We start from the raw sequence: 22118 nt of genomic DNA, 5'->3' as shown, positions 1-22118 counted from the left end.
GGGCCTCAGGCCTGCAGGATCACCGCGCCGTAGTGCGTGCCCGCGCCGGTGCCGACCAGCAGCACCGACTCGCCCTCCCGGACGCGGGCGCGGTGCAGCGCGAGCGGGATCGCGGCGCCGATGGTGTTGCCGACCTCGGGGAGGGTGATCACCATCCGCTCGCGGCCCCAGAGCCGGGCCATGCCCTCGAGACCCGCCTTGCTGGTCTGGTGCGGCACGACCCGGTCGATGCCGGGCAGCCCCGTGCCGAGGCCGGGCCGCACCCGCTCGAGGAAGGCCGGGAAGTGCCGGAGCGCGTCCACGAGCAGCGCGCCGCCGTGCATGTCGAAGCGGAAGTCGTCGAGCCGCCCCGGGGCGTCCTCGATCCGGATGCGCGAGCCGAAGCCGCGGATCTCGGCGTGCCGGACCCCGCTCGGCCGGGTCTCGAAGCGCGAGGTGACGATGCCCTGGTCCGGCCGCTCGGCGCGGCCGAGGACCACGGCGGCCGCCGCGTCGCCGAAGAGCAGCGCGCTCTCGGGCTGCCGGACGTCGATGCCGCGGCTGCCGCCCTCCGTCGAGACGACGAGCACCCGCTCGGCGCGGCCGGTCGCGAGCAGGAAGCCGGCCTCCTGCAGCGCGAAGAGGAACGAGAGGCAGGTCGCGTTCAGGCTGTAGGCCGAGACGTCCTCGAGACCGAGGCCTGCGGCGATCAGCGCCCCGCCGTCGGGGATCGCCTGCAGCTGGGTCCCGGAGGCGTTCAGCACGACGTCGACGTCGGCCGCGTCGATCCCCGCCGCGGCCAGCGCCCGCCGGGCGGCGAGCAGGCCGAGCTCGAGCGGGTCCTCGTCGTCGGCGAGCCAGTGCCGGGTGAGCACTCCGGAGCGGCGGGCCGCCTCCTCCGCGTCGATGCCGCAGAGCGCGGCGACCTCGGCGGTCGGGACCACGCGCGACGGCAGGGCCTCGCCGGTGCCGAGGACACGGACGGGCAGCAGGAGCGGGAGCGCATCGGCCACGGTCCTGTATAGCGCTGATCGACCCGCCGACGCTCGCGCTAGGCTCCGGCGGGACGGAAGGGGGGTCTGGCGTGGATCGTGGCGCGTTCTGGGTGGTCGTGCCCTTCTACGACGAGGAGAAGCTGCTCGGCGGCGCCCTCGACGCCCTCGCCGACCAGACCGACCCCGGCTTCACCCTGCTGCTCGTCGACAACGGCAGCACCGACCGCTCCCGCGCGGTGATCGAGGCCTTCCAGGCCCGGCGGCCCGACCGCCCGGTCCTCGTGATCGACGAGCCGAAGAAGGGCACCGGAGCCGCTTCGGACACCGGTTTCCGCCACGCGATCGCGCACGGCCCCACGACCGTCGCGCGCACCGACGCCGACTGCCTGCCCGCCCCGGACTGGGTGGCGCGGCTGAAGGCGGACGTCGCCGACGGCGCCCGCTTCGTCGGCGGCCGGCTCTCGCCGCGCACCGACGAGCCGGTCTACCGCTGGTACGACGGCGTGATCGGCACCGCGATGATCCGCCTGATGGAGCACGCCCCCGGGATCTTCTACCGGCGGCCCGGCCAGCGCTACCGGATGTTCATGGCGGCCGGCTCGAACCTGGCGATCGACGCCGCGCTCTACCTCGAGGTCGGCGGCTTCCCGCGCTCGAGCATCGACGACACCGACGAGGACCTGGAGCTGCACCTGAAGGTCTGCCGGGTGATCCCGCGGGCGCAGGCGCGGCTCGACCGGAAGGCGGTCGTGCGGATGTCGATCCGGAAGGGCAAGGCGCTGGGCTACCTCGGGATCCTGCTCTGGTACTGGGGCCGCAAGCGCTGGGGCCGCGCGGGCGTCGCGGAGGTCGTCGATGTCCGCTGATGCGCGGGAGTCCGCTGAGCAGCGCGGGCCCCGCCGCGTCCTGATCACCGGCGCGACCGGCTTCCTCGGCGGCCACGCGGTCGCCGAGTTCCTGGCCGCCGGCGACGAGGTCGTCGCGACCGGCCGCAACGCCGACGCGCTCGCCCGCCTGCGCGCGACGGGCGCCGAGACGATCGAGGCCGACCTCGCCGAGCTGGGGACGCGCGACGTCCGCGCCGACGTGCTCGTGCACGCCGCCGCCCTCTCCAGCCCGTGGGGCCGCTGGCGCGAGTTCCACGCCGCGAACGTCGCGGGCACCGCGGCGATGATCGACCTCGCCGAGCGCTGCGGGATCCGCCGGATCGTCTTCGTCTCCTCGCCCAGCATCTACTCCGCCCGGCGCCACCGGCTCGGCATCCGCGAGGAGGACGTCGACACCGGCAGCCGGATGAGCCTCTACATCCGCAGCAAGATCGCCGCCGAGCGGCTGCTGCAGGAGGCGCACGCCGCCGGCCGGATCCCGGAGCTGGTGATCCTGCGGCCGCGCGGGCTGATCGGCGTCGGCGACCCGAGCCTGATCCCGCGGTTCGTCGCGGCGAGCCGGCGCCGCGGCGTCCCGCTCTTCGACGGCGGCCGGAACCCGGTCGACATCACCTGCGTCGAGAACGCGGCCCTCGCGCTCCGCCTCGCCGCGGACGCCCCGGTCGCGACCGGCGGCGTCTACAACATCACCAACGGCGAGCCGGCCCCGCTCGGCGACCTGCTCGACCGCTTCTTCGCCTCGATGGGCGAGGAGCCGCGCTACCTCACGGTGGACCTGCGGGTGCTCAGCGCGCTCGCGGTCGTCCTCGAGCGCGTGTACGCGGCGCTCCCGGGCGGCGCGGAGCCGCCGTTCACCCGCTACACCGTGGCGACGCTCGCCTACGCGCAGACGCTCGACATCTCGCGGGCGCGGGCCGAGCTCGGCTACGCGCCGCGCGTGCCGCTCGCGGAGGGCCTGCGGAGGGTCGGCGAGCACTACCGGAGCGCGCATGAGTGAGCCGCGCCTCCAGGTCTTCGCCTGCGGCGAGACGAGCTTCCCGCTCTCCCGCGTCTTCCGCGGCGGGAGCCCTACCCGCCGCACCTTCCCCTCCGCCGCCTTCCTCTACACGCACCCGAGCGGCCGGCGCGTGCTCTTCGACACCGGCTACCCGCCGACGCTGCGCGGCACCGGCGCCGTCGGCGCGCTCTACCGGCGGATCCTCCCGGCCCGCGTGGGCGCCGAGGAGACGATCGACCGGCGGCTCGCGGCCATCGGCCTCGCGCCGTCCGACATCGACACCGTCGTGCTCTCGCACCTGCACCCCGACCACGTCGGCGGCCTCCGCTGGTTCCCGGACGCGACGCTCGTGCTCTCGCGCGGGCAGCTGGCGACGATCGAGAACAACCGGATCACCGACGGCGTCTTCCCGGCGCTGATCCCGCCGCGGGAGGACACGGCGACGCTGGTCGACGACCAGCCGATCGCGACCACGCCGAGCGGCGTCTCCGGCTACGACCTCTTCGGCGACGGCCGATTCGTCGTCACCCCGCTGCCCGGCCACGCGAGCGGCCACCTCGGCGCGCTGGTCGAGGACCGCGTGCTGCTGGCGGGCGACGCGGCCTGGGGACGGGAGTTCCTGACCTGGTCGGACCGCCTGCGGCCCCTCCCCCGGCTGATCAGCCACGACGAGGAGGCGCACCACCGCACCTCGCTCGAGCTGGAGCGCCTCGAGGCCGCCGGGCTGACGCTGTGCTTCAGCCACGACCCGTATCCGGAGCGCGTGCTGCTGGCCTGAACGACCGGGGCGGTCCGCTCAGCCGGCGAACTCCTCCGGCCGGCCGTGCTCGGCCAGCGACAGCCGGACCCGCTCGATGTCGGCGTCGGAGGGCAGCTCGGAGGTGACCCCGGCGATCGCGGTGCCGACGTCGATGCGGCTCGCCGGCAGCCCGCCCTCGGCGGCCAGGCGCGTCGCGACCTCGGCGACCTCCTCGTCGGACAGCCGGCGCCGCAGCAGCGCGATCAGCGGCACGAAGTCCTGCTCGGGCAGCCCCGCGGGGTAGCCGGCACGGAGCCAGCGGACGACGCGCGTGACGAGACCGGCGCGCTGCTCCTCCGGCGCCGCGAGCTCCTCCGGGCGGGCCAGCGGCCAGCCCGCGCTCGCGAGCCGCGCCGAGACCCGGACGAGGTCCTCCGGCAGCGCGGGGCCGAGGAGCGTCTCCTCGATCCGCTGGCGCATCCGCGCGGCCGAGAACTCCTGGCCGTCCGCGTCGGCGCGCACCGCGTCGGCGAGCAGCTGGCGGACGACCTGCTCCAGCTCGTCCGGGGTCAGGCTGCGCTGGAGGATGCCGAGCAGCGGCAGGTAGTCGGTCTCGGGCACCCCGGCGGGATAGCCGGCGCGCAGCCAGCTGACCACCCGCGCGACCACGCCGTCCGCGGGAGCGGGCTCAGGCGCTGCCGGGTCGGTCGCCGCCATGCTCAGCCCTTGGGGACGAAGGTCGGGAAGACGTGCTCGAAGCTGACGGCCTGGCCGAGACCGGTCGCGATAATGATGCTCAGGCCCACCGCCACGGCGGCGACCACGATCACGAAGCAGAGCACGCCGAGCGCGCGCAGCAGCGGCGCGGGGAGGCCGGGGGCCTGCGCGGTCGAGGCCGCGGTTCCACTGGCTCCGTCACCGCCGGCGAGGGCGAACGAGCGGACGCCGACCGCGAAGAGCACGGGCAGGCCGGCCCCGAGGATCACGGCGATGAGCGCCACCTGGCCGGCGGCACCGAGGAAGAGGGAGAGCACGGAGAGATCCTTTCGAGTCGGGGGCTAGACGCCGGCGGTCTGCTTGGCCGCGGAGCCCGCGTCCGACCACTCGTCGTTGACGTTGTGCGCGCCGATGCTGTCGCGGCGCGAGCGGACGTAGATGAGGATCGCGACGGCGACGAGGACGGCGGTCATCAGGATGCCGCCGGCGGCCCCGCCGACCAGGTGGCCGATCCACCACATCACGGCGCCCATCAGGGCGGCGGCGGGGAGCGTGATCACCCAGGCGATCACCATCCGGAGCGCGACGCGCCAGCGGACCTGCGCGCCGGGCCGGCCGACGCCGGAGCCGAGGATCGAGCCGGTCGCGACGTGCGTGGTCGAGAGGGCGAAGCCGAGGTGGCTGGAGGCGAGGATGACCGCGGCGGAGGCGCTCTCGGCGGCCATGCCCTGCGGGGTGTCGATCTCGACGAGGCCCTTGCCGACGGTGCGGATGATGCGCCAGCCGCCGATGTAGGTGCCGAGCGAGATGGCGAGCGCGCAGCTGAGCTTGACCCAGAACGGCACCGACTCGGTGTCGCTCCAGCCGCCCGCCGCGATCAGCGCCAGCGTGATGACGCCCATGGTCTTCTGCGCGTCGTTGGTGCCGTGCGCGAGCGAGACGAGCGAGGCGCTGCCGATCTGGCCGATCCGGAAGCCGCGGTGGATGCGCCGATCGGCGAGGTTGCCGATCACGCGGAAGACGAGCCAGGTGCCGATCGCGGCGACCGCGCCGGCGAGCACCGGCGACATCAGCGCGGGCAGGATCACCTTGCCGACGACGCCGTCGAGCTTCGAGCCGTCGCCCGCCCAGTTGACGCCGTTGAGGCCGAGGCCCGCGAGCGCCGAGCCGATCAGGCCGCCGAAGAGCGCGTGCGACGAGCTCGAGGGCAGACCGAGCAGCCAGGTGAGGAGGTTCCAGACGATGCCGCCGATCAGGCCGGCGAGCACGATCAGCAGGAGCGCCGAGCCGCCGCCCTCGAGCAGCGCCGGGTCGGGCGCCCCGCTGGAGTCCTGGATCTTGACGACCGCGTTCGTGACGGTGAGCGCGACCTCGATGCTGAGGAACGCGCCGACCAGGTTCAGCACGGCGGAGAGGGTGACGGCCACCTTCGGCTTCAACGCGCCGGTCGCGATGGACGTGGCCATCGCGTTCGCCGTGTCGTGGAAGCCGTTGGTGAAGTCGAACGCCAGCGCGGTGACGACGACCAGCGCGAGAAGGATGAAGGGATCCACGGAGGAGATCCTGCCGCCCGCGCGGGCCGCTCGGAAGGGTTCGCCGGGGCGTTCACCGGCTGTTCACCTCTCCGAGCGGCGCGCCGGGCTACCCTGTGCAGATTTTCAGGCTAGGGCTCTGCTTGCTCGAGATCAGGGCGTCCCGCCGGATCAGTTCGAGGAGTGCGGCAGCGGCAGCGTGAGGTCCGGCACGTGCTCGGGGTCGACGTCGGGAGCGGGCTGCTCCTCGGGCTGCTCCTCGGCCTGCTCCGGCTCCGCGTCCCGCTCGTCGTGCGCCGCGCTCGGCAGCGGCGGCGTGAAGTCGGGCGTGACCGACGGGTCCGCCGCACCGACGGCGACGTTCTCGCGCTCGACCACGTGCTTCGGCGCGGAGGGGGCGCTGCGCTTCTCGGCCTGGGCCGCCTTCTTCGCGGCCTTCTCCTGCCGGCGCTTGAGCGTGTCGGTCTGCTCGGCGAGCTTGCGGGCCTTCTTGCGCAGCTTCTTGCTGGAGTCGCGGACGGCGTCGTGCGCCGCGCGCACCGACTTCTCGGCCTTCGCCAGGGCCTTCTTCGCGCGCTTCTGCGCCGCCTTGTCGTCCTTCTTCTGAGACGACTTCTTCGAATCCGACTTCTTCTGCTGCGCCATGCTGGCTCCTCACACTCGTCGACCGAATCGGTCGTGGGTCCACCGTAGCGAGCGGGCACGGGCAGGGCCTGGGCAGCAGTACCGCTCAGGGAGTACAACTGCCGCATGACCGATGCGATCTCCCCGCGCGACTTCCGCGCCGCCCCCGGCACCGCCGACTGGCGGGTCGTCGGCGACGGCGCCCGCGCCTACTTCCGGACCGGCGATCGCGGGGCCGGCTCCTTCGCCGTCGGGGCCGCCTTCGTCGCCGCGATCGCCGCCCTCGCCGAGGAGGCCGGCCACCACCCCGACGTCGATCTGCGCTACGGGGGCGTCGGCGTGCGCCTGATCAGCCACGACGTCGGCGACATCAGCGAGCGCGACCTCGCCCTGGCCCGCGGGATCTCCGCCGCCGCCCGCGAGCTCGGCCTCGCCGCGGAGCCGGCCGCGGTGCAGAGCCTGCAGATCGCGATCGACGCCGTCGACGTCGCCGCGGTCCACGCCTTCTGGCAGGCCGTGCTCGGCTACTCCCCCGTCGAGGACGCCGACCTCGCCGACCCGCGCGCCCTCGGCCCGAACGTCTGGATCCAGCGGATCGAGGAGCCGCGGGCCGAGCGCAACTCGATCCACCTCGACCTCTACCTCCCCCGCGACGCGATCGACGCCCGCCTCGCCGCGGCCCTCGCCGCGGGCGGCCGCATCGTGAACGAGGAGAACGCGCCGGAGTGGTGGACCCTCGCCGACCCGGAGGGCAACGAGGTCGACCTCGCCCCATGGCGGGACGACAGCGAGTGGAGCGCCTGAGGCAGCGCCTCTTCGAAGGGGTGGTGCAGGCTGGTCCCCATGGTCTTCACTCCGAACCACGGCGGCTACTCCGGCAGGCACGGGCTGCGCCGCCCGATGCGCGGCCCCAAGCGCGACCGCTGGATGTGGTGGCGCCTCGGCTCCGGCGTCGCGGCGACGCTCGCGGGCCTGATCGCCCTGCTGGTGTTCACGAGCGGCCGGTACTGATCGTGTCCCGCGAGAGGGTCACGGGCATCGGCGGCTTCTTCTTCGCCGCGCGCGATCCGGAGGCGCTGGCCCACTGGTACGCCGAGCACCTCGGCATCGACGAGGTGCCGACCGAGTACGGCGCCCCCTCGTGGCGCCAGGACGCCGGCACCACCGTCCTCGCCCCGATGCCGGCCGGCTCAGAGCCCCTCGGCCCCGCCGGCTGGACCCTGAACCTCCGCGTCCGCTCGCTCGACGCGCTCGTCGCCCAGCTCCGCGACGCGGGCATCCCCGTCGAGATCGACCCCGAGACCTACCCGAACGGCCGCTTTGCCGACCTGCACGACCCCGAGGGCAACCGCCTGCAGCTCTGGCAGCCGGCCGGCGCCGACGCCTAGCCGCAAGCGCTCCGATCCGCGCTCGCGTCCCCGCTACGCCGCGACGAAGGAGCGAGCGGCGGCCAGGATCCGCGGGCCCGCTTCACCGAGTTCCGCCTCGCGGACAAGCCGGGCCGGCGAGACGTCGTCGAGTTGTGGGTTCAACCCTTGGAACCAGGCCTGCACCACCCGGGGCTGCTCGCGCTCCGAGATCAGGCCTGCCACCTGATAGGCCAGCCGGAGACGACTGACGACCTCGTTCGACGGAGTGCGCTCGCCCTCCGCCCACTGACGCACCGCCCGCGTCTCGTTGACCGAGCCGAGATACGCCACGAGCTTCGCCCCCAGCAGCTCCCGCAACGCCGTCACGACGTCCGCGGTCGAGGATCGGACGGACTGCTCGTAGGCACCGAGACCCGGAGTGATGAGTGACATGCTTCGAGAATACCGTCGGACACAGGCTGGCGCGCTCCGTGAATCCCGCCCCGAATCACAGAATGTGCGCGAAGTCGCCAGGACACCTCAGGCGCGGTCGTGGAGGGTGATCAGGTAGCCGTCGGGGTCGGCGAAGGTGAAGGTCAGGCCGAAGGGGCCCTCAGCGGGGGCCGACGTGATCGGGACGCCGGCGGCGGCGAGATCGTCGTGCAGGGCGGCGACCTCGGTGGCGTGCAGCCAGAGGGCGATGCCGCGGCCGGGCTCGGCGGGGAGCTCGGTGCCGGGGACGATGTCCCTGATGGCGAACGGGATCGGCGCGGTGTCGAAGACGACGGCGTGCGGCGGGCCCGGGCGGCGGGAGAGGCCGAGGCGGGTCTCGTAGAACTCGGCGGAGCGCTCGAGGTCGCGGACCTGGAGGGAGAGGAAGTCGGGGCCGGTGATCGCCATGAGAGCGCCTTTCGTCGGTGGTGCGTGTCAGTTTCCTTACATGGAGGGTATGTCAGACTACTGACATGAGTCAAGACGGCGAGAGCATCGCGCGGATCGAGCTGGACACCTCCGTCGGCTACGTGCTGAAGGAGGCGTCGAGCGCCCTGCGCGTCGCGATGGAGGCGGCGCTGCGGCCGCTCGGGATCACGGTCACCGCCTACTCCTGCCTGGAGCTGCTGGCGCACCGGCCGGGGCTGTCCAGCTCCGAGCTGGCGCGCGGCGCGTTCGTGACCCGGCAGTCGATGCACGTGCTGCTGCAGGCGATGGAGCGCGACGGCCACCTGATCCGGGCCGAGACCGCGCCGAGCGGGCGGGCCCTGCCGATCCGGCTGACGACGTCCGGCGAGGAGCTCCTGGGCGAGGCGAGCGCGGCCGTCCGGGGCGTCGAGGAGCGCATGCTGACGGGGCTGGACGGGGCGCGGATCCGCGACCTGCACGCCCTGCTCCGCCACTGCGCGGAGGCGCTCGACTGACCTCGTCGCGTGAATACCGCGCGCTGTTCGGCATTCTCCCAGTGGCGTTCCGGAGCACCGCAGGTACTCTGGAGGGTCGCCGCGCGGCCCCCTGAACCCCGGCTGACACCCCCCTGTGTACTGAAACCCCGAGCACCCCCCCCCCCGAGCTCCGCCGAGCATCCTGTTCCCCCGCCCCGCCCTGCCGCGCCCCTGTTCCCCCGCGGCGAACGACCCGGAAACACCGACTGCATGCACCACTCCGACCACGCCCCGGCCCCCGTCCCCGCAGGGACCGCGCACACTCCCCCGACCCGTCGGCAGCTGCGCGAGCAGCGCGAGGCCGAGCAGGCCGGAGCCCGTCGCGTCGCTCGCAGCACCGCCCCTCGCCGCACCGCCGCCCGCCCCTCGAAGCGCCGCGTCTCCGCCTTCGCCGCGATGACCTTCGTGGTCGGTCTGGCCGTCACCTCGACGATGCCGGCCTTCGCCGTCGGCGACACCCCGGAGTCCGTGGCCGCGACCGACACGGCGAACGCCGTCGCCGCCGCCCGTCCGCAGAGCTTCGTGGCCGCGGGCGTCGTGCAGCAGAACGTCACCCGCGACGCCTTCGCCGCCGAGGCCAAGCCCGAGGTCCTCGTGCCGACCGCCTCGCTCGACGCGATCACCGCCGGAGCCGGCGAGTCCACGGCCGCGGCCGCCGGAGTCTCGGGCACCTGGGTGCTCCCGATCGCCGGGCACATCAGCAGCAGCTACGGCCCCCGCCCCGACCAGCCGGTCGCCGGCGTGAACCTCTTCCACAAGGGCACCGACCTCGCGGGCGCCTGCGGGACCCCGGTCCTCGCGGCCGCGAGCGGCACCGTCGAAGAGGCGGCCTACTCCGGCAGCTACGGCAACTGGATCCTGCTCGACAACGGCGGCGGCATCGAGACCGGCTACGCCCACAACACCGATCTGCTCGTCGACGTCGGAGACACCGTCACGGTGGGCCAGGTCATCGCGACCCGCGGCTCGACCGGCGCCTCCACCGGCTGCCACCTGCACTTCGAGACGCGCGTCGACGGCGAGGCGGTCGACGCCGTCCCGTTCATGGCCGCGCTCGGCGTGGCCCTGGGCTGACCCGCGCGAGCGGACCGGCTCGCGCGAGTGGACGCTTGACGGTGCCTACAGCGGTCGCAGGCCCCGGTTCGCGTCTGGTCGGACGGGGCTCAGGACGCGGAACGGGGGCCGACGGGCGCTAGCCCAGCGGCACCGTGAGCGGCCCGGTCGAGACCGCGCCGGACCAGTGCGCGTCGGCCGGATCGGTGGTCACGGTGATGCGCGCGTCCTGGTCGACGGCGACGTGCATCGTGCCGGTGTTGCCGCCGCCGTCGTTCGGCGTGCGGGTGATGTTCGGGCTGTAGACGCAGGACGAGCCGGTCGTCGTCAGGCCCTCGACCTCGACGGTGACCTCGGCGTCGGCGGAGTCGCAGACGACCGAGACGGTCACGTACAGCGGCTCGCCGGCGAGGCGCACGGTCTGCGGCTCGACGGCGCCGATCTCGTCGATCCACTCGACGGCGGCGGTCGCGCCCTCCGGCAGCCGGACCGGGCCGATCGGAGGGTCGGTCGGCGGGTCGGTCGGCTCGGCGAAGGCCGAGGCGGTCGGCGCGACCGTCGGCGTCGGTGTCGCCGCGTCGCTTCCGGACGGTGCCGTGCAGGCGGCCAGCGCCAGCCCGGTCAGCGCCAGTGCGGCGCCGGACAGCAGTCTTCTCGAGTTGGTCTTCACGGCTCCCCCTGCTCGTGTCGGTCTGCTCGTTTCGATCACTCCGGTCTACCCGAGGCGGCCACCGGGCGGGCGGGTCTCTGCGGCGGTTGCCAGGGTCGCGCGGTCGCGATGAACAGGCATTACCGAGCATCACTAGGTATATAGTGGACCTATGGATATCAGCAGCACCCGCTTCACCGACCGCGTCGTCCTCATCACCGGCGGCGGCTCCGGCCTCGGCCGCGCCACCGCCGTCCGCCTCGCCGCGGAGGGCGCGAAGCTCGCCCTCGTCGACGTCTCCGAGCAGGGCCTGGCCGCCACCGTCGAGGCGCTCCCCGAGGGCACCGAGGCGCTCACCGTGATCGCGGACGTGTCGAAGGCGTCCGACGTCGACGACTACGTCGCGCAGACCCTGGCCCGCTTCGGCCGGATCGACGGTTTCTTCAACAACGCCGGCATCGAGGGCCGTCAGAACCGCACCGAGGACTTCACCGCCGACGAGTTCGACAAGGTCGTCGCGATCAACCTCCGCGGCGTGTTCCTCGGCCTCGAGAAGGTGCTGAAGGTGATGCGCGAGCAGGGCTCGGGCATGGTCGTCAACACCGCGAGCGTCGGCGGCATCACGGGCATCGGCAACCAGTCCGGCTACGCGGCCGCGAAGCACGGCGTCGTCGGCCTCACCCGCAACTCCGGCATCGAGTACGGGCAGTACGGCATCCGCATCAACGCGATCGCCCCCGGCGCCATCTGGACGCCGATGGTCGAGAACTCGATGAAGCAGCTCGACGCCGAGAACCCGCGCAAGGCCGCGGAGGAGTTCATCCAGGTGAACCCGACCAAGCGCTACGGAGAGGCCGCCGAGATCGCCTCGGTCGTCGCCTTCCTGCTCTCCGACGACGCCTCCTACATCAACGCGGTCGTGCTGCCGATCGACGGCGGGCAGTCGATCAAGTACTAGTCGATCAAGTACCGAGCCCTCACGTCGAAGCCGCCGCGGCGCGAGAGGATGGTCGGATGAACCCCACCGGGCGCTTCCGCGCCGCGCGCGACACCCTGCTCGAGCACCGCACCGACGCGGCGGCCGCCACGGACGCCTTCCGCTGGCCGGACGTCGGCCCGCACTTCAACTGGGCCGTCGACTGGTTCGACGAGATCGCGATCGGCAACGAGAAGACCGCCCTCTGGATCGTCGAGGAGGACGGCTCGGAGACGAAGGTCTCGTTCGACGAGATGCGCTGGCGCTCCGACGAGGTCGCCGCCTGGCTGCACTCCGTCGGCGTCGAGCAGGGCGACCACGTGATGCTGATGCTGGGCAATCGGCTCGAGCTGTGGGAGTCGATGCTCGCGATCATGAAGCTCGGCGCGGTCATCCTGCCCACCACGACGCTCCTCTCCCCCGCCGACCTGGCCGACCGCCTCGAGCGCGGCGAGGTCGCGCACGTGATCGCGGACGCCTCGGAGACCGGCAAGTTCGAGGGCGTCGCGGACGACGTCGGCCTGATCGCGGTCGGCGGCGCCGGCGGCGCAGTGCCCGACGGCTGGCTCGACTACACCGACTCGATCGAGGCCCCCGGCATCGCCCCGAGCGTCGTCGTCGACAGCACCGACGCCTGCCTGATCTACTTCACCTCGGGGACCACCTCGAAGCCGAAGATGGTCGTGCACACCCACGAGTCGTACCCGGTCGGGCACCTCAGCACGATGTACTGGCTCGGCGTGCAGCCGGGCGACGTGCACTCGGCGATCAGCTCGCCCGGCTGGGGCAAGCACGCCTGGAGCTGCTTCTTCGCTCCGTGGAACGCCGAGGCGACGGTGTTCGTCTACAACTACTCCCGCTTCTCGCCGGTGGCGCTGCGCGAGCAGCTGGACCGCGCCGGGGTCACCACCTTCTGCGCGCCGCCGACGGTCTGGCGGATGCTGATCCAGTCCGACCTCGGCGGCCGGCCGCGCGCGCTCAGCGAGATCCTCTCGGCCGGCGAGCCGCTGAACCCCGAGGTGATCGCGACCGTCGAGCGCGACTGGGGCCTGACCATCCGGGACGGCTACGGCCAGACCGAGACCACGGCGATCATCGCCAACCCGCCCGGCGCCGAGGTCGTCTCCGGAGCGATGGGCCGGCCGCTGCCGGGCGTCGCGATCGCGCTGATCGACCCGGTCACCGGCGAGCCCGCCTCCACCGGCGAGATCTGCCTCGACCTCGCCACCGAGCCGGTCAACCTGATGTCCGGCTACCTCGGCGACGACGAGCGCACCTCGCGCGCGCGGGCCGACGGCTACTTCCACACCGGCGACGTCGCCGTCCGCGCGGTCGACGGCACCATCACCTTCCTCGGCCGCACCGACGACATCTTCAAGTCCTCCGACTTCAAGATCTCGCCCTTCGAGGTCGAGAGCGTGCTGCTGCAGCACCCGGCCGTCGCCGAGTCCGCTGTCGTCCCCGCGCCCGACCCGACCCGGCACAGCGTGGTCAAGGCCTACGTCGCGCTGGCGGACGGCTGGGAGCCGACCGCCGAGACCGCCGCGGCGATCTTCCGGCACACCGACGAGCTGCTCTCCTCCTTCGAGCGGGTGCGCCGGATCGAGTTCCACGCGCTGCCCAAGACGATCTCGGGCAAGATCCGCCGCGTTGAGCTGCGCGAGCGCGAGGAGCAGGCCTTCGCGCGCGGCGAGGAGCTCGCGGCGGAGTGGCGGAGCGACCGGGTCTAGCCGCGGTCCTGCCCTCCCGTCGGTCCTGGCGCCCTCAGTCCGCGGTCGGGCGGCGGCGCTGCTGCTTGGTGGCGGAGCGCTGCTGCTTGCTCGCGAGGTGGCGGCGGCTGGAGCCGCGGGTGGGGCGGGTCGGGCGGCGCGGAGCGGCGGGCGGGGCGAGCGCGGCGATCACGAGGTCGCGGAGGGCGTCCAGGGCGATCTCGCGGTTGCGCAGCTGCGAGCGCTCCCGCGAGACGGTCACGGTGATCGCGCCCGCGACCAGACGCTGAGCGAGCTGCTGCAGGAGGCGCATCCGCTGCTCGTCGGTCAGCACGGCGGACTCCGCGACGCTCCAGGTGAGCTGCACGCGGCTGTCGGAGGTGTTGACGTGCTGCCCGCCGGGGCCGGAGGAGCGCGAGAACCGCCACTGCAGCTCGGACGCGGGGATCGTCAGCCGCCGGTTCACCTCGAGATCCACGCGGCGATCCTCGCCTTGAGCCGCTCGACCTGGCGGTCGGTCCACGCGTTCGACAGCGCGAAGGCGGCGGCGGCGGGGTCACCGCCGCTGCTGATCCGCTGGATCGCCTCGAGCGCCTGCTGGGCGGGGTCGCGGTCGTCGGGCGCGTGGGGGTCCGGCGCATGGGGGTCCGGCGCGTGGAGGTCAGGAGGCGACCCGGTCACGATGCGCTCTCCGGGTACGGCGTGCTCGCCGCCGGCCAGTCCGAGGCCAGCAGCTCCCCGCGCAGCCGGTGGTACTGCTGGACGGCGCTGAGCGAGTCGGTGCGGAACGCGATCGCGACGGCGGCGTCGCGCCAGTAGTCGTCCCAGCCGCCGTACTGCGCGAAGACGCGCGCGCCGATGCCCTCGAGCAGCTGCCAGGCCCGGTCGGCGGTGAGGTAGCCGGCCACGTAGGCGTAGCGGATCGCTCCGATCGTGCGCTCGGCGTCGCCCGCGAGCAGCAGCACCGGCGGGCGGCCGCCGATCGGCTGCGCGCGCTCGAGGAGGTGGAACTCGCTCTCGCCGGTCAGGGCGGCGATCCGGGAGCGCATCCGCTCGGCGTCCTCCGAGGCGGAGACCTCGGCGAAGCGCGTCGACAGCGGACCGCCGGCGAGGACGTCCGCGACGAAGAGCTCGACGTCCTCGGCCGAGGCGATGCGGAAGTCGCGGTCGAGCGCGCCCCGCTGCTCGGTGAGGGCGGGCATCGGCAGCTCGGGCCAGGGCGAGCCCTTGGCGCCGTCGGCGAAGCGGGCGCGGAGTGTGGCGGGCAGCTCGGCCCAGGTGGGCTGGAAGGCGAGCGAGGAGTTCCAGCCGCCGAAGGAGAAGTCGCTGACGGCGTCGAGGGCGAGCAGCTGCTGCTGGCGCAGGGTCGGCGGCGGGGTGCGCGCCTCGGCCCGGTAGGCGAGCTGCTGCCGGCGGGGCGCGCCGGAGTCGCGGATCTGGAAGGCGATCGACGCGAGGGCCAGCCCGAAGACGAGGCCGATGCCGAAGGTGAAGACGGGCAGTCCGGTGCTGCCGTCGGCGTTCGCCAGGCCGAGCACGAAGCCGACGATCCCGAGCGGAGCGGCGCACGCAGTGACCAGCAGTGCGCGGCGGCCGATCCCCCCGCCGGGCGAGCGCCGGTGGGCGTCCGCGGCGCGGGCGTAGCGCAGCCGCGAGCGCACGGGGAACTCGACGTCTCCGGGGTGATTCTGCAGCGGCACGATCGGCAGCCTAGACGGGCTGCGGGCGAGTGGTGTGGAGTCGTGCGCAGTGTGGTTGCCTGGGGGCATGAAGCTTGCCGAAGCACTCCTCGAGCGGGCCGATCTGCAGAAGCGGATCGAGGCCCTCCAGTCGCGGATCGTCGCGAACGCCTCCTACCAGGAGGGCGAGGAGCCGACGGAGGACCCGTCCGAGCTGCTCGCGGAGTGCCTGCGCGCGCTGGACGCGCTGGAGCGCCTGGTCACCGTGGTGAACCTGACCAACACGGCGGCGACCACGCCCGACGGCACGCGGCTGACCGCGGCGCTCGCTCGGCGCGAATCGCTCCGGACGCAGCACAGCATCGTCGTGCGCGCGGCCGACGCGGCGGCGGGCGACCGCGGCTACCGCCAGCTGCGCAGCGAGCTGCGGCGGCTGCCGGCGCTGCCGGTGCGCGAGCTGCGCGGCCGGGCCGATGTGCTCGCCCGCGAGCTGCGCGACCTCGATGCGGCGATCCAGCGCACGAACTGGGAGGTCGATCTGCTGCAGGAGTGAGACGCAGCGCCCCGCGAGGCGCAGTCGGGCGGTGAGTCGGTAGGCGCACCGGAGCGAGCACACACCGTCGGGCCGGCGGTCGATCCGGCCCACTGTCACGCGGTGGGCAGCGTACGGCTCCGGCCATCACTCACAGCCCAGCACCGACGACCGGTGACCGCGCAGACAGGACATCTCATCACCACGTGCTGGCCGGTGCACCGAGGGCGGGTTCGGGGACCTCACCGCCCGAGTGTCCGCAGCTGGGCCGCGAAGAAGGCGAGCGAGCGGTCGACCTCGGGCAGCGCGGGCGTGCGGTTGAGGTGACCGTGCGGCATTCCCTGCGCGAGGTAGCCGGTCGCCGCGACACCCGCCTCCGCGAGCTGGCGCAGCAGGAGCTCGGCCGAGCCGCGGAGCTCGTCGAACTCGTTGACGAGCACCGAGGTCGGCGGCAGGCCGTGCAGCGGCGCCGCGCCGGGTAGGGCGTGCGGGGGCAGGTCGGAGAGACGGCCGACGTAGGTGCGGACCATGCCCTCGATGCCGGCGGTCGGGAAGCGCAGCAGCGACGGGAGCGGCAGCAGCTCGCGGATCACGGCGTCGTCGAGCGCCGGGTTGGGGAAGTGCGCGAACGGGTAGGCGAGCAGCACGTGGTCCGGCAGTCGGGTGCCGGCGTCGCGCTCGCGGAGCGTCGCGGCGAGGGCCAGGGCGGCGCCGGCGCTGGCCCCGCCGATCGCGACCGGCAGCGCCTCCGGAGTCTCAGCGCGGAGGTGGCGCCAGGCAGCCTGCACGTCGTCGAGCGGCACGGGGAAGCGGACGTCGGCACTCGCCAGGCGGTAGCCGACCGAGACGACGCGGCTGCCCGCTCGGGCGGCGAGCTCGGCGGAGACGACGTGCGACTCGCGCATGTCGAGGTCGCCGGCCTGGAAGCCGCCGCCGTGCACCCAGAGGAGCGCGGAGACGGGAGCGGCGGGCGCGTAGACGCGGACGGGGATCGGGCCGTGCGGGCCGTCGAGCGAGTCGTCGGAGACCGTGACGCCCTCGGGGAGCGACCACGGGCCGGGGTCCTGCTCGAACTCGGCGACCTTCGCCGCCTGTGTCGCGTCGAGCGGGTAGGCGACGCCGTCGAGCAGCGGCAGGCGAGCGGCGAGGTAGGGATCGAGCGGCAACGGTGCCTCCAGAAGGGGTGCGGGGTACGGGGAACACGGTAGTCAGCGTTCTGCGGGACGGTGGATCTCGATACGCCCTCTGCGAGGGCTACTCGATCAGCATGAAGCGGCGGTTGCCTTCCATGTTGGTCGAGTAGCGCGCAGCGCGTATCGAGACCCGCGCACCGGACACGTCGGATCTCGATACGCCCTCTGCGAGGGCTACTCGATCAGCATGGACGCGCGCCGGCGCGGGCGGGCTGCACGAGACCGCCTGGGCGGCGAACCCCTGCTGGTCGAGTAGCGCGGAGCGCGTATCGAGACCCGCGTCCGTCAGAACGGCGGGACGTCCACGAAGCGGGGACCCGGCGGCGCCCCGGCCAGCGCCGGCGGACGGACGACGACGACGCGGCCCGTCGGGGTGGTCCAGACGATGCTGCCGTCCGGGCGGGGGCCGTAGGTCCAGCGGTCGCCGTGGCGGACGTGGTGGTGGCCGGTGCAGAGGGAGACGAGGTTCTCGAGCGAGGTCTCGCCGCCGTTGCGCCACTCGAGGGTGTGGTCCGCCTCCGCCCGAGATGCGGTGCGGGTGCAGCCGGGGAAGCGGCAGGTCTGGTCGCGGAGCTGGAGGTGCAGTCGCATCTGCGGCGGCGGGAGACGGTGGGTGCGGCCGACGGAGACGACCGCACGGGTGTCCGGATCGGTGAGGACCCGGGTGAACGACGCGCCGGTCTCGACCAGCGCACGAGCGAGGTCGGCCGGGATCAGGCCGTAGCCGTCGAGGTCCGCCGGAGCGTCATCGAGACCGACGGCGGTCGATGCGGCGAGGGTGAGCCGCACCTCGGCGCGGATCCCGGGCACGTACGACGCGGACAGCTGAGGTCCGTCGCTCGCGGGGGTGGTGCCGGCGATGTCGCCGTCGCGCAGAAGGTCGGTGAGGACGTCGGCCTTCAGCTGGGCCAGGGTGCGCTCGTCGCCGCCGTCGCGGAGAGAGCGGGCGATGCGGTCGACGCGGTCGCCGATGCCCATCGCGTCCGGCGCGGGGAGGAGTGCGCAGAGGGTGGCCATCCCGTCGACGTCGGGCGTGATCCAGACGGCACGGTCCTGACGGGCCCGGGCATGGCGCTGGACGAGCGAGTCCTCGTGCAGCTCGTCACGCAGACGGCCGACGATCCTCCTCAGCTGCGTCGGCGTCACCTCCGGAGCGACCTCCGCCGCACGCTCGTCGAACACGGCGCGCGAGGTCGCGGGGAGGGTCGCGGCGGTCGCGCCGATGATCTCGCCCGACTCCCACAGCAGCCGGCCCTCCGCCAGCAGAGCGCGCGTGCAGGGCAGCTCCTCGACGAGCAGGATCGCGTGATCGAGCACCTTCGACGCCTCCCGCTCCGACAGGCGCAGCGCGACCGCGAACTCCGCACGGATCGACCGCTCGACCAGACCGGTCACCTCGCTCGGGGACAGTCTGCGGGCGAACTCCTGCGGAGCGGTGAGCGCCGTCCGATACGCGAGATGCAGCGCCTCCGCCCGCGTGAGGAGGAATCGCGCCGACGTGAGGCCGAGATCGGCGGCGACGCCGAGCACCGCGCCGACGGCGGCGGCCGGCCCGGGCCGTTCCTCCGCCGCATCCGCGTCGCTGATCTCATCCATACGCGTATTGAAGCAGGAACCACCGACACCCGAGCGGCCGCTCCGGCTCACCCGAAGACAACTCCTGAAAACCCGTCCTGTGGAGGAGCGACAGCGACTCGCGGACGGCTCAGCGCGTCGAGACAGCGCGCCGCTCGAGGAGCAGGACCCCGTCGAGCAGGACGACCTCCTCGCCGTCCCGACCGGTCGCCGTCCGCTCGCGCGTCTCGACGAGCCGCGGCGTCCACTCGGCCGGATCGAGGGCGAGGGCGTCGAGCTCCTCCTCGGGCGAGGCGAGGGTCGGCCCACCCTCGTGCCGGTGCGAGTGCGCGGACCACGGAGGCGCGGCGGCGTGGGAGACGATCGCGAGGACGCCGCCCGGCGCGACGAGGTCGGCGGCGCGACGGAGGATCGGGAGGCGCGGCAGCTCGACCATCGAGTGCAGGAAGCTCGAGGCGACCAGGTCGAAGAGGCCCTCGACCGGCCAGTCGGCGCTGAGGTCCGCCTGGCGGACGTCGATCACCAGGCCCCGGGCGAGCGCCTCGGCGCGAGCCCGCTCGAGCGCGGTCTCGGAGAGGTCGAGGCCCGTGACGGCCCAGCCCTGCGCCGCGAGCCAGAGGACGTCGCCGCCCTCGCCGCAGCCCAGGTCGAGTGCTCGACCGGGGGTCAGGTCGCCGACGAGCTCGACGAGCGTCGCGTTCGGTCGGCCCGACCAGACGCGGTCGGAGTCGGAGTAGCGCGCCTCCCAGTGCTCGCGCGCGCTGCCGCCCTCGGTGCCGTGCTGCTCGTGCTGCTCGTGCTCGGTGCTCACGTCGCCCCCTCCGGGCGAGCTCGGATCGTCCGTCCGGCTCGGATCGAGGATGCCGGACCACGCGGCGGGGAGCCAGCGGTCGTGCCGGTTCGGCATGCACTCCTCCCCAGCCGCCTCGCGCCGGGATCCGTCCACCGATCTCCGCGACCCCTTCCGCGACACCGCGGACGCCGATTAGCGTCGGCGGCATGAGCCTGAGCTTCGAAGAGATCATCGTCGACTGCACCGACTTCCGCGCCCTCGGGCACTGGTGGCAGGAGGCCCTCGGCTGGGACGTCGTGGACGAGGACGACGAGGGGATCGAGCTGCTGCCCGCCTCCGGTCGCGGGCCGAGCCTGCTCTTCCTGGACGTGCCGGAGAAGAAGACCGTGAAGAACCGCCTGCATCTCGACTTCGTCCCCGATGATCAGGCGGCCGAGGTCGACCGGCTGATCGCGCTGGGCGCCACCCGGATCGACATCGGCCAGGGCGAGCAGTCGTGGGTGGTGCTCGCCGATCCGGAGGGGAACGAGTTCTGCATCCTCTCCGCGCGCGAGTGACGGAGGGCGAGTGACGAAGGATGAAGATGCGTATGTATCGATAGTCGTCTGAGAATGTCAAGGGTAGAACGATCGTTCTCCGCCCCTCTACCATCGGCTTCGACGCGAGCCGCCCCCGGCCGCGTTGAGACGAGGAGAGACCCGTGAGCGCGAACGCCCTGCCCTCGACGGCCCAGCCCGCGACGATGCAGCCCGCGACGGCCCAGCCCGCGAAGGCGGAGAAGGCGCAGTCCCCCGCGCTGAACCGCACGGCCGGGCTGCACGCCTACGCCTACCGGCTGACGCTCTCGGAGTCGATGGCCACCGCCGCCCTGCACCAGGCCGCGGTCACCCTCCGCTCGGGGTCGCCGCGGGTCGTCGACGAGCAGTCCGCCCTCGAGATCGCGCGGACCGAGATCGGCCGCCACAGCGTCGGGCGGTCGGCGGCTCTGCTCCCGGCGATCGCGACGATCGGGCTCCGCGAGGACGACCTGGTGCGCAGCGGCTTCCACCGGCGCCTGCACGGACTGGCCGCCCTCGAGCGCCAGTGCTGGCTGCTGCGCCACACCGGCGGGCACGACGTCGACGCGATCGCCGGCCTCCTCGAGATCAGCGTCGGGCAGGTGCGCACGGCCCTGAGCGCGGCTGCGGCGATCCTGGTCGCGGGCGAGCTCGCCGAGTCCGGCGCGGAGGACGGCGAGAGCACGGCCTCCTGAGCCGCGCCTCGCAGCGGCGGGCGCGAGAGAAGAAGGAGCCCGAGGGACGCCGGGTCGAGCCGGCGGCGCCCCTCAGGCGTCTGGCACCGCGCGGGCGACACTCATCAGGGAGCGCATCCGAACGGAAGTCCGGGTCAGTCGAGGTAGTCGATGTCATCCCACGGCTCCTGCAGGTCGCCGGTGTCACGGACGTCGTCGGGGACCTGGACCTCTTCGAAGATCACCGGCACGCCGGACGAGATCAGCACGCTGACCTGGCGGTTGCCGACCACGACGAAGTCGATCAGTCCACCGCCGGCCTGGGTCGCGCGGGTCGCCGAGTCCTTGAGGTCGGCGACGTCCGTGCCCTGGGACAGGCCGTAGGTCTTGCCCTCGATGGTGACGGTGGTTCGGATCATCTGGCGCGCCTGCTCCTCGACTCGGTGCCCTCACCCTACGAATCGCGCCGAAGTGCAGCCAGGCCTTGCGGAGGAGGCGGCGGACTGCCACGTGCGCTCGGCACGCGCACCCTTCCGTCGGCAGCGCACGCGCTCGCCGCTCGCGTCAACGGGGGTCACGGCGGGCCGAGCGGACCGTAGCGTGGCCGACGCACGATCCGAAGAACCGCACAGCACTGAGGAGGATCACATGACGGACAAGAGCACTCCCGACACCCAGCCGGCCGACCCGGACGAGGTCGACCCCGAGACGGCGACCGACCCCGAGGGCGACCCGGTCGAGAACCCGTCCGGCTGAGCCGCGCCTGCGCGACTGCCGCGCGGAACGACGAAGGCTGAGAGCGCCGGAACCCTGGAAGATCGGGGATCCGGCGCTCTCAGCCTTCGTCGTGTGCGGGCTTCGTCGTGCGGGCTGCCGCGATGCTGTCACCGCGGCACCCGCCGGCCGGGAGAGGGAGGCTCAGAGCCCCCCTCCCTCAGCGGCGGTGCCGCGTCGCGGTGATCAGCCGCGGTGGCGGCGTCGTGCTCGTCGCTGCTGGAGCAGCAGCAGTGCGCCGCCGCCCAGAGCGAGGAACGCGAGCGACAGACCCGCTCCGGTCTCGACTCCGGTCGAGGCCAGTCCGGCGGTCGGAGGCGTGCCCGACTTCGCCGGGATCACCGGCGGCGTCGACGCCCGCGGCGTGGGGTGCACCGTCGGGGACGGCGTCGGGGTCGTCGGCGGCGTGGTCGGCGGCGTGGTCGGCGGGGTCGTGGGCGGCGTGGTCGGCGGCGTCGTCGGCGGCGTCGTCGGCGGCGGCGTCGTCGGAGGCGTGGTGGGCGGCGTCGTCGGAGGGGTCGTCGGCGGCGCCGTCGGCGGCGTGGTCGGAGGAGTCGTCGGCGGCGTCGTCGGCGGCGTCGTCGGAGGGGTCGTCGGAGGGGTGGTCGGCGGCGTCGTCGGAGGCGTCGTCGGAGGCGTCGTCGGAGGCGTCGTCGGAGGCGTCGTCGGAGGCGTCGTCGGAGGCGTCGTCGGAGGCGT

29 protein-coding genes are annotated in these 22118 nt (G+C 73.5%); 13 read left to right on the top strand and 16 right to left on the bottom strand.

The genetic code is table 11. The features are described 5' to 3' along the window. Positions 1 to 5 precede the first annotated feature (5 nt). Positions 6 to 992, bottom strand: coding sequence for a 3-oxoacyl-[acyl-carrier-protein] synthase III C-terminal domain-containing protein (locus HQQ86_RS21420; RefSeq protein WP_173289300.1), 987 nt, complete (start codon positions 990 to 992; stop codon positions 6 to 8). A gap of 71 nt (positions 993 to 1063) precedes the next feature. On the opposite strand from HQQ86_RS21420, the gene HQQ86_RS16405 reads away from it, so the two are divergent. Genes HQQ86_RS16405 through HQQ86_RS16395 form a run of 3 tightly spaced genes read left to right on the top strand, consistent with a single transcriptional unit; the run spans position 1064 to position 3636 of the window. Beyond that, entirely contained in the window at positions 1064 to 1840 is a 777-nt protein-coding gene (locus tag HQQ86_RS16405) for a glycosyltransferase family 2 protein (protein ID WP_173289299.1), read from the top strand. Beyond that, complete coding sequence (locus HQQ86_RS16400; protein ID WP_173289298.1) at positions 1830 to 2858, top strand: NAD(P)-dependent oxidoreductase; 1029 nt, start codon at positions 1830 to 1832, stop codon at positions 2856 to 2858. Before HQQ86_RS16405 ends, HQQ86_RS16400 begins: the two co-directional genes overlap by 11 nt. Next, positions 2851 to 3636, top strand: coding sequence for an MBL fold metallo-hydrolase (locus HQQ86_RS16395; protein WP_173289297.1), 786 nt, complete (start codon positions 2851 to 2853; stop codon positions 3634 to 3636). The genes HQQ86_RS16400 and HQQ86_RS16395 overlap by 8 nt, the downstream gene beginning before the upstream one ends. An 18-nt stretch (positions 3637 to 3654) precedes the next feature. Here HQQ86_RS16395 and HQQ86_RS16390 read toward each other — a convergent pair whose 3' ends face one another. The 4 genes from HQQ86_RS16390 to HQQ86_RS16375 form a co-directional block, all read right to left on the bottom strand. Then, entirely contained in the window at positions 3655 to 4314 is a 660-nt protein-coding gene (locus tag HQQ86_RS16390) for a DUF3349 domain-containing protein (RefSeq protein ID WP_173289296.1), read from the bottom strand. A 2-nt stretch (positions 4315 to 4316) separates the two neighbouring features. Continuing rightward, complete coding sequence (locus HQQ86_RS16385; protein ID WP_173289295.1) at positions 4317 to 4631, bottom strand: hypothetical protein; 315 nt, start codon at positions 4629 to 4631, stop codon at positions 4317 to 4319. Between the two features lie 24 nt (positions 4632 to 4655). Next, the gene (locus HQQ86_RS16380) at positions 4656 to 5867 is read right to left on the bottom strand and encodes an inorganic phosphate transporter (protein WP_173289294.1); all 1212 of its coding nucleotides are present in this window, start codon (positions 5865 to 5867) and stop codon (positions 4656 to 4658) included. A gap of 150 nt (positions 5868 to 6017) precedes the next feature. Beyond that, complete coding sequence (locus HQQ86_RS16375; protein ID WP_173289293.1) at positions 6018 to 6491, bottom strand: hypothetical protein; 474 nt, start codon at positions 6489 to 6491, stop codon at positions 6018 to 6020. 105 nt (positions 6492 to 6596) lie between these two features. Here HQQ86_RS16375 and HQQ86_RS16370 point away from each other — a divergent pair, with 105 nt between their 5' ends. The 3 genes from HQQ86_RS16370 to HQQ86_RS21410 are packed head-to-tail and all read left to right on the top strand — an operon-like array spanning position 6597 to position 7858. After that, the gene (locus tag HQQ86_RS16370) at positions 6597 to 7274 is read left to right on the top strand and encodes a VOC family protein (protein WP_173289292.1); all 678 of its coding nucleotides are present in this window, start codon (positions 6597 to 6599) and stop codon (positions 7272 to 7274) included. 39 nt (positions 7275 to 7313) lie between these two features. After that, positions 7314 to 7481, top strand: a complete 168-nt coding sequence (locus tag HQQ86_RS21415) for a hypothetical protein (protein WP_159986316.1) — start codon at positions 7314 to 7316, stop codon at positions 7479 to 7481. 2 nt (positions 7482 to 7483) lie between these two features. Next, positions 7484 to 7858, top strand: coding sequence for a VOC family protein (locus tag HQQ86_RS21410; protein ID WP_367948691.1), 375 nt, complete (start codon positions 7484 to 7486; stop codon positions 7856 to 7858). A gap of 33 nt (positions 7859 to 7891) precedes the next feature. On the opposite strand, the gene HQQ86_RS16360 is transcribed toward HQQ86_RS21410, so the two are convergent. Then, complete coding sequence (locus HQQ86_RS16360) at positions 7892 to 8272, bottom strand: hypothetical protein (protein ID WP_173289290.1); 381 nt, start codon at positions 8270 to 8272, stop codon at positions 7892 to 7894. 87 nt (positions 8273 to 8359) lie between these two features. After that, positions 8360 to 8719, bottom strand: a complete 360-nt coding sequence (locus HQQ86_RS16355) for a VOC family protein (RefSeq protein ID WP_173289289.1) — start codon at positions 8717 to 8719, stop codon at positions 8360 to 8362. A gap of 65 nt (positions 8720 to 8784) precedes the next feature. Between HQQ86_RS16355 and HQQ86_RS16350 the strand changes: the two genes are divergently transcribed. Together HQQ86_RS16350 and HQQ86_RS16345 are read left to right on the top strand one after the other, a co-directional pair. After that, a complete protein-coding gene (locus HQQ86_RS16350) occupies positions 8785 to 9234 on the top strand; it encodes a MarR family winged helix-turn-helix transcriptional regulator (RefSeq protein WP_173289288.1) in 450 nt (149 codons plus the stop codon). 231 nt (positions 9235 to 9465) lie between these two features. Next, a complete protein-coding gene (locus HQQ86_RS16345; RefSeq protein ID WP_173289287.1) occupies positions 9466 to 10329 on the top strand; it encodes a M23 family metallopeptidase in 864 nt (287 codons plus the stop codon). A gap of 118 nt (positions 10330 to 10447) precedes the next feature. On the opposite strand, the gene HQQ86_RS16340 is transcribed toward HQQ86_RS16345, so the two are convergent. Beyond that, positions 10448 to 10978: a hypothetical protein gene (locus tag HQQ86_RS16340; protein WP_173289286.1), complete on the bottom strand. Its 531-nt coding sequence runs from the start codon at positions 10976 to 10978 to the stop codon at positions 10448 to 10450. Between the two features lie 151 nt (positions 10979 to 11129). Between HQQ86_RS16340 and HQQ86_RS16335 the strand changes: the two genes are divergently transcribed. Next, the gene (locus HQQ86_RS16335) at positions 11130 to 11915 is read left to right on the top strand and encodes a glucose 1-dehydrogenase (protein WP_173289285.1); all 786 of its coding nucleotides are present in this window, start codon (positions 11130 to 11132) and stop codon (positions 11913 to 11915) included. 56 nt (positions 11916 to 11971) lie between these two features. Next, positions 11972 to 13663 carry an AMP-binding protein gene (locus HQQ86_RS16330; protein WP_173289284.1) on the top strand — a complete coding sequence of 564 codons (1692 nt, stop codon included), beginning with the start codon at positions 11972 to 11974 and terminating at the stop codon, positions 13661 to 13663. A 34-nt stretch (positions 13664 to 13697) separates the two neighbouring features. On the opposite strand, the gene arfB is transcribed toward HQQ86_RS16330, so the two are convergent. From arfB to HQQ86_RS16315, 3 genes are read right to left on the bottom strand one after another with little or no spacing between them, the layout of a single operon-like run. Next, positions 13698 to 14120 (bottom strand): alternative ribosome rescue aminoacyl-tRNA hydrolase ArfB, encoded by a 423-nt coding sequence (gene arfB, locus HQQ86_RS16325; protein WP_173289283.1) that lies wholly within the window; start codon positions 14118 to 14120, stop codon positions 13698 to 13700. After that, positions 14105 to 14323, bottom strand: a complete 219-nt coding sequence (locus tag HQQ86_RS16320) for a hypothetical protein (RefSeq protein ID WP_173289282.1) — start codon at positions 14321 to 14323, stop codon at positions 14105 to 14107. Before HQQ86_RS16320 ends, arfB begins: the two co-directional genes overlap by 16 nt. Then, the gene (locus tag HQQ86_RS16315) at positions 14320 to 15342 is read right to left on the bottom strand and encodes a DUF1266 domain-containing protein (protein WP_173289281.1); all 1023 of its coding nucleotides are present in this window, start codon (positions 15340 to 15342) and stop codon (positions 14320 to 14322) included. The genes HQQ86_RS16320 and HQQ86_RS16315 overlap by 4 nt, the downstream gene beginning before the upstream one ends. Before the next feature lie 67 nt (positions 15343 to 15409). Here HQQ86_RS16315 and HQQ86_RS16310 point away from each other — a divergent pair, with 67 nt between their 5' ends. Continuing rightward, positions 15410 to 15874 carry a DIP1984 family protein gene (locus HQQ86_RS16310; protein ID WP_173289280.1) on the top strand — a complete coding sequence of 155 codons (465 nt, stop codon included), beginning with the start codon at positions 15410 to 15412 and terminating at the stop codon, positions 15872 to 15874. A 221-nt stretch (positions 15875 to 16095) separates the two neighbouring features. Here the strand turns inward: HQQ86_RS16310 and HQQ86_RS16305 are convergent, their stop codons facing one another. The 3 genes from HQQ86_RS16305 to HQQ86_RS16295 form a co-directional block, all read right to left on the bottom strand. Continuing rightward, on the bottom strand, positions 16096 to 17019 hold the full coding sequence (locus tag HQQ86_RS16305; protein WP_173289279.1) for an alpha/beta hydrolase: 924 nt from the start codon (positions 17017 to 17019) through the stop codon (positions 16096 to 16098). Positions 17020 to 17331: 312 nt separating this feature from the next. Beyond that, positions 17332 to 18642 (bottom strand): HNH endonuclease signature motif containing protein, encoded by a 1311-nt coding sequence (locus HQQ86_RS16300; RefSeq protein ID WP_173289278.1) that lies wholly within the window; start codon positions 18640 to 18642, stop codon positions 17332 to 17334. 109 nt (positions 18643 to 18751) lie between these two features. Then, entirely contained in the window at positions 18752 to 19432 is a 681-nt protein-coding gene (locus HQQ86_RS16295; protein ID WP_367948690.1) for a cyclopropane-fatty-acyl-phospholipid synthase family protein, read from the bottom strand. A 188-nt stretch (positions 19433 to 19620) separates the two neighbouring features. Here HQQ86_RS16295 and HQQ86_RS16290 point away from each other — a divergent pair, with 188 nt between their 5' ends. Both HQQ86_RS16290 and HQQ86_RS16285 read left to right on the top strand, forming a co-directional pair. Next, positions 19621 to 19971: a VOC family protein gene (locus HQQ86_RS16290; RefSeq protein ID WP_173289276.1), complete on the top strand. Its 351-nt coding sequence runs from the start codon at positions 19621 to 19623 to the stop codon at positions 19969 to 19971. A gap of 143 nt (positions 19972 to 20114) precedes the next feature. Next, the gene (locus HQQ86_RS16285) at positions 20115 to 20666 is read left to right on the top strand and encodes a hypothetical protein (protein WP_173289275.1); all 552 of its coding nucleotides are present in this window, start codon (positions 20115 to 20117) and stop codon (positions 20664 to 20666) included. A gap of 134 nt (positions 20667 to 20800) precedes the next feature. Here the strand turns inward: HQQ86_RS16285 and HQQ86_RS16280 are convergent, their stop codons facing one another. Together HQQ86_RS16280 and HQQ86_RS21000 are read right to left on the bottom strand one after the other, a co-directional pair. Next, positions 20801 to 21064: a hypothetical protein gene (locus HQQ86_RS16280; protein ID WP_173289274.1), complete on the bottom strand. Its 264-nt coding sequence runs from the start codon at positions 21062 to 21064 to the stop codon at positions 20801 to 20803. Positions 21065 to 21579: 515 nt separating this feature from the next. Next, the coding region (locus HQQ86_RS21000) for a hypothetical protein (protein WP_216845570.1) at positions 21580 to 22118 on the bottom strand (539 nt) is incomplete at its 5' end.

The organism is Rathayibacter sp. VKM Ac-2857 (genome assembly GCF_013205025.1).
Taxonomy (GTDB): domain Bacteria; phylum Actinomycetota; class Actinomycetes; order Actinomycetales; family Microbacteriaceae; genus Rathayibacter.
Note: the sequence above shows the minus strand (reverse complement) of the source record. Positions and strands in the feature narration are given on the sequence as shown.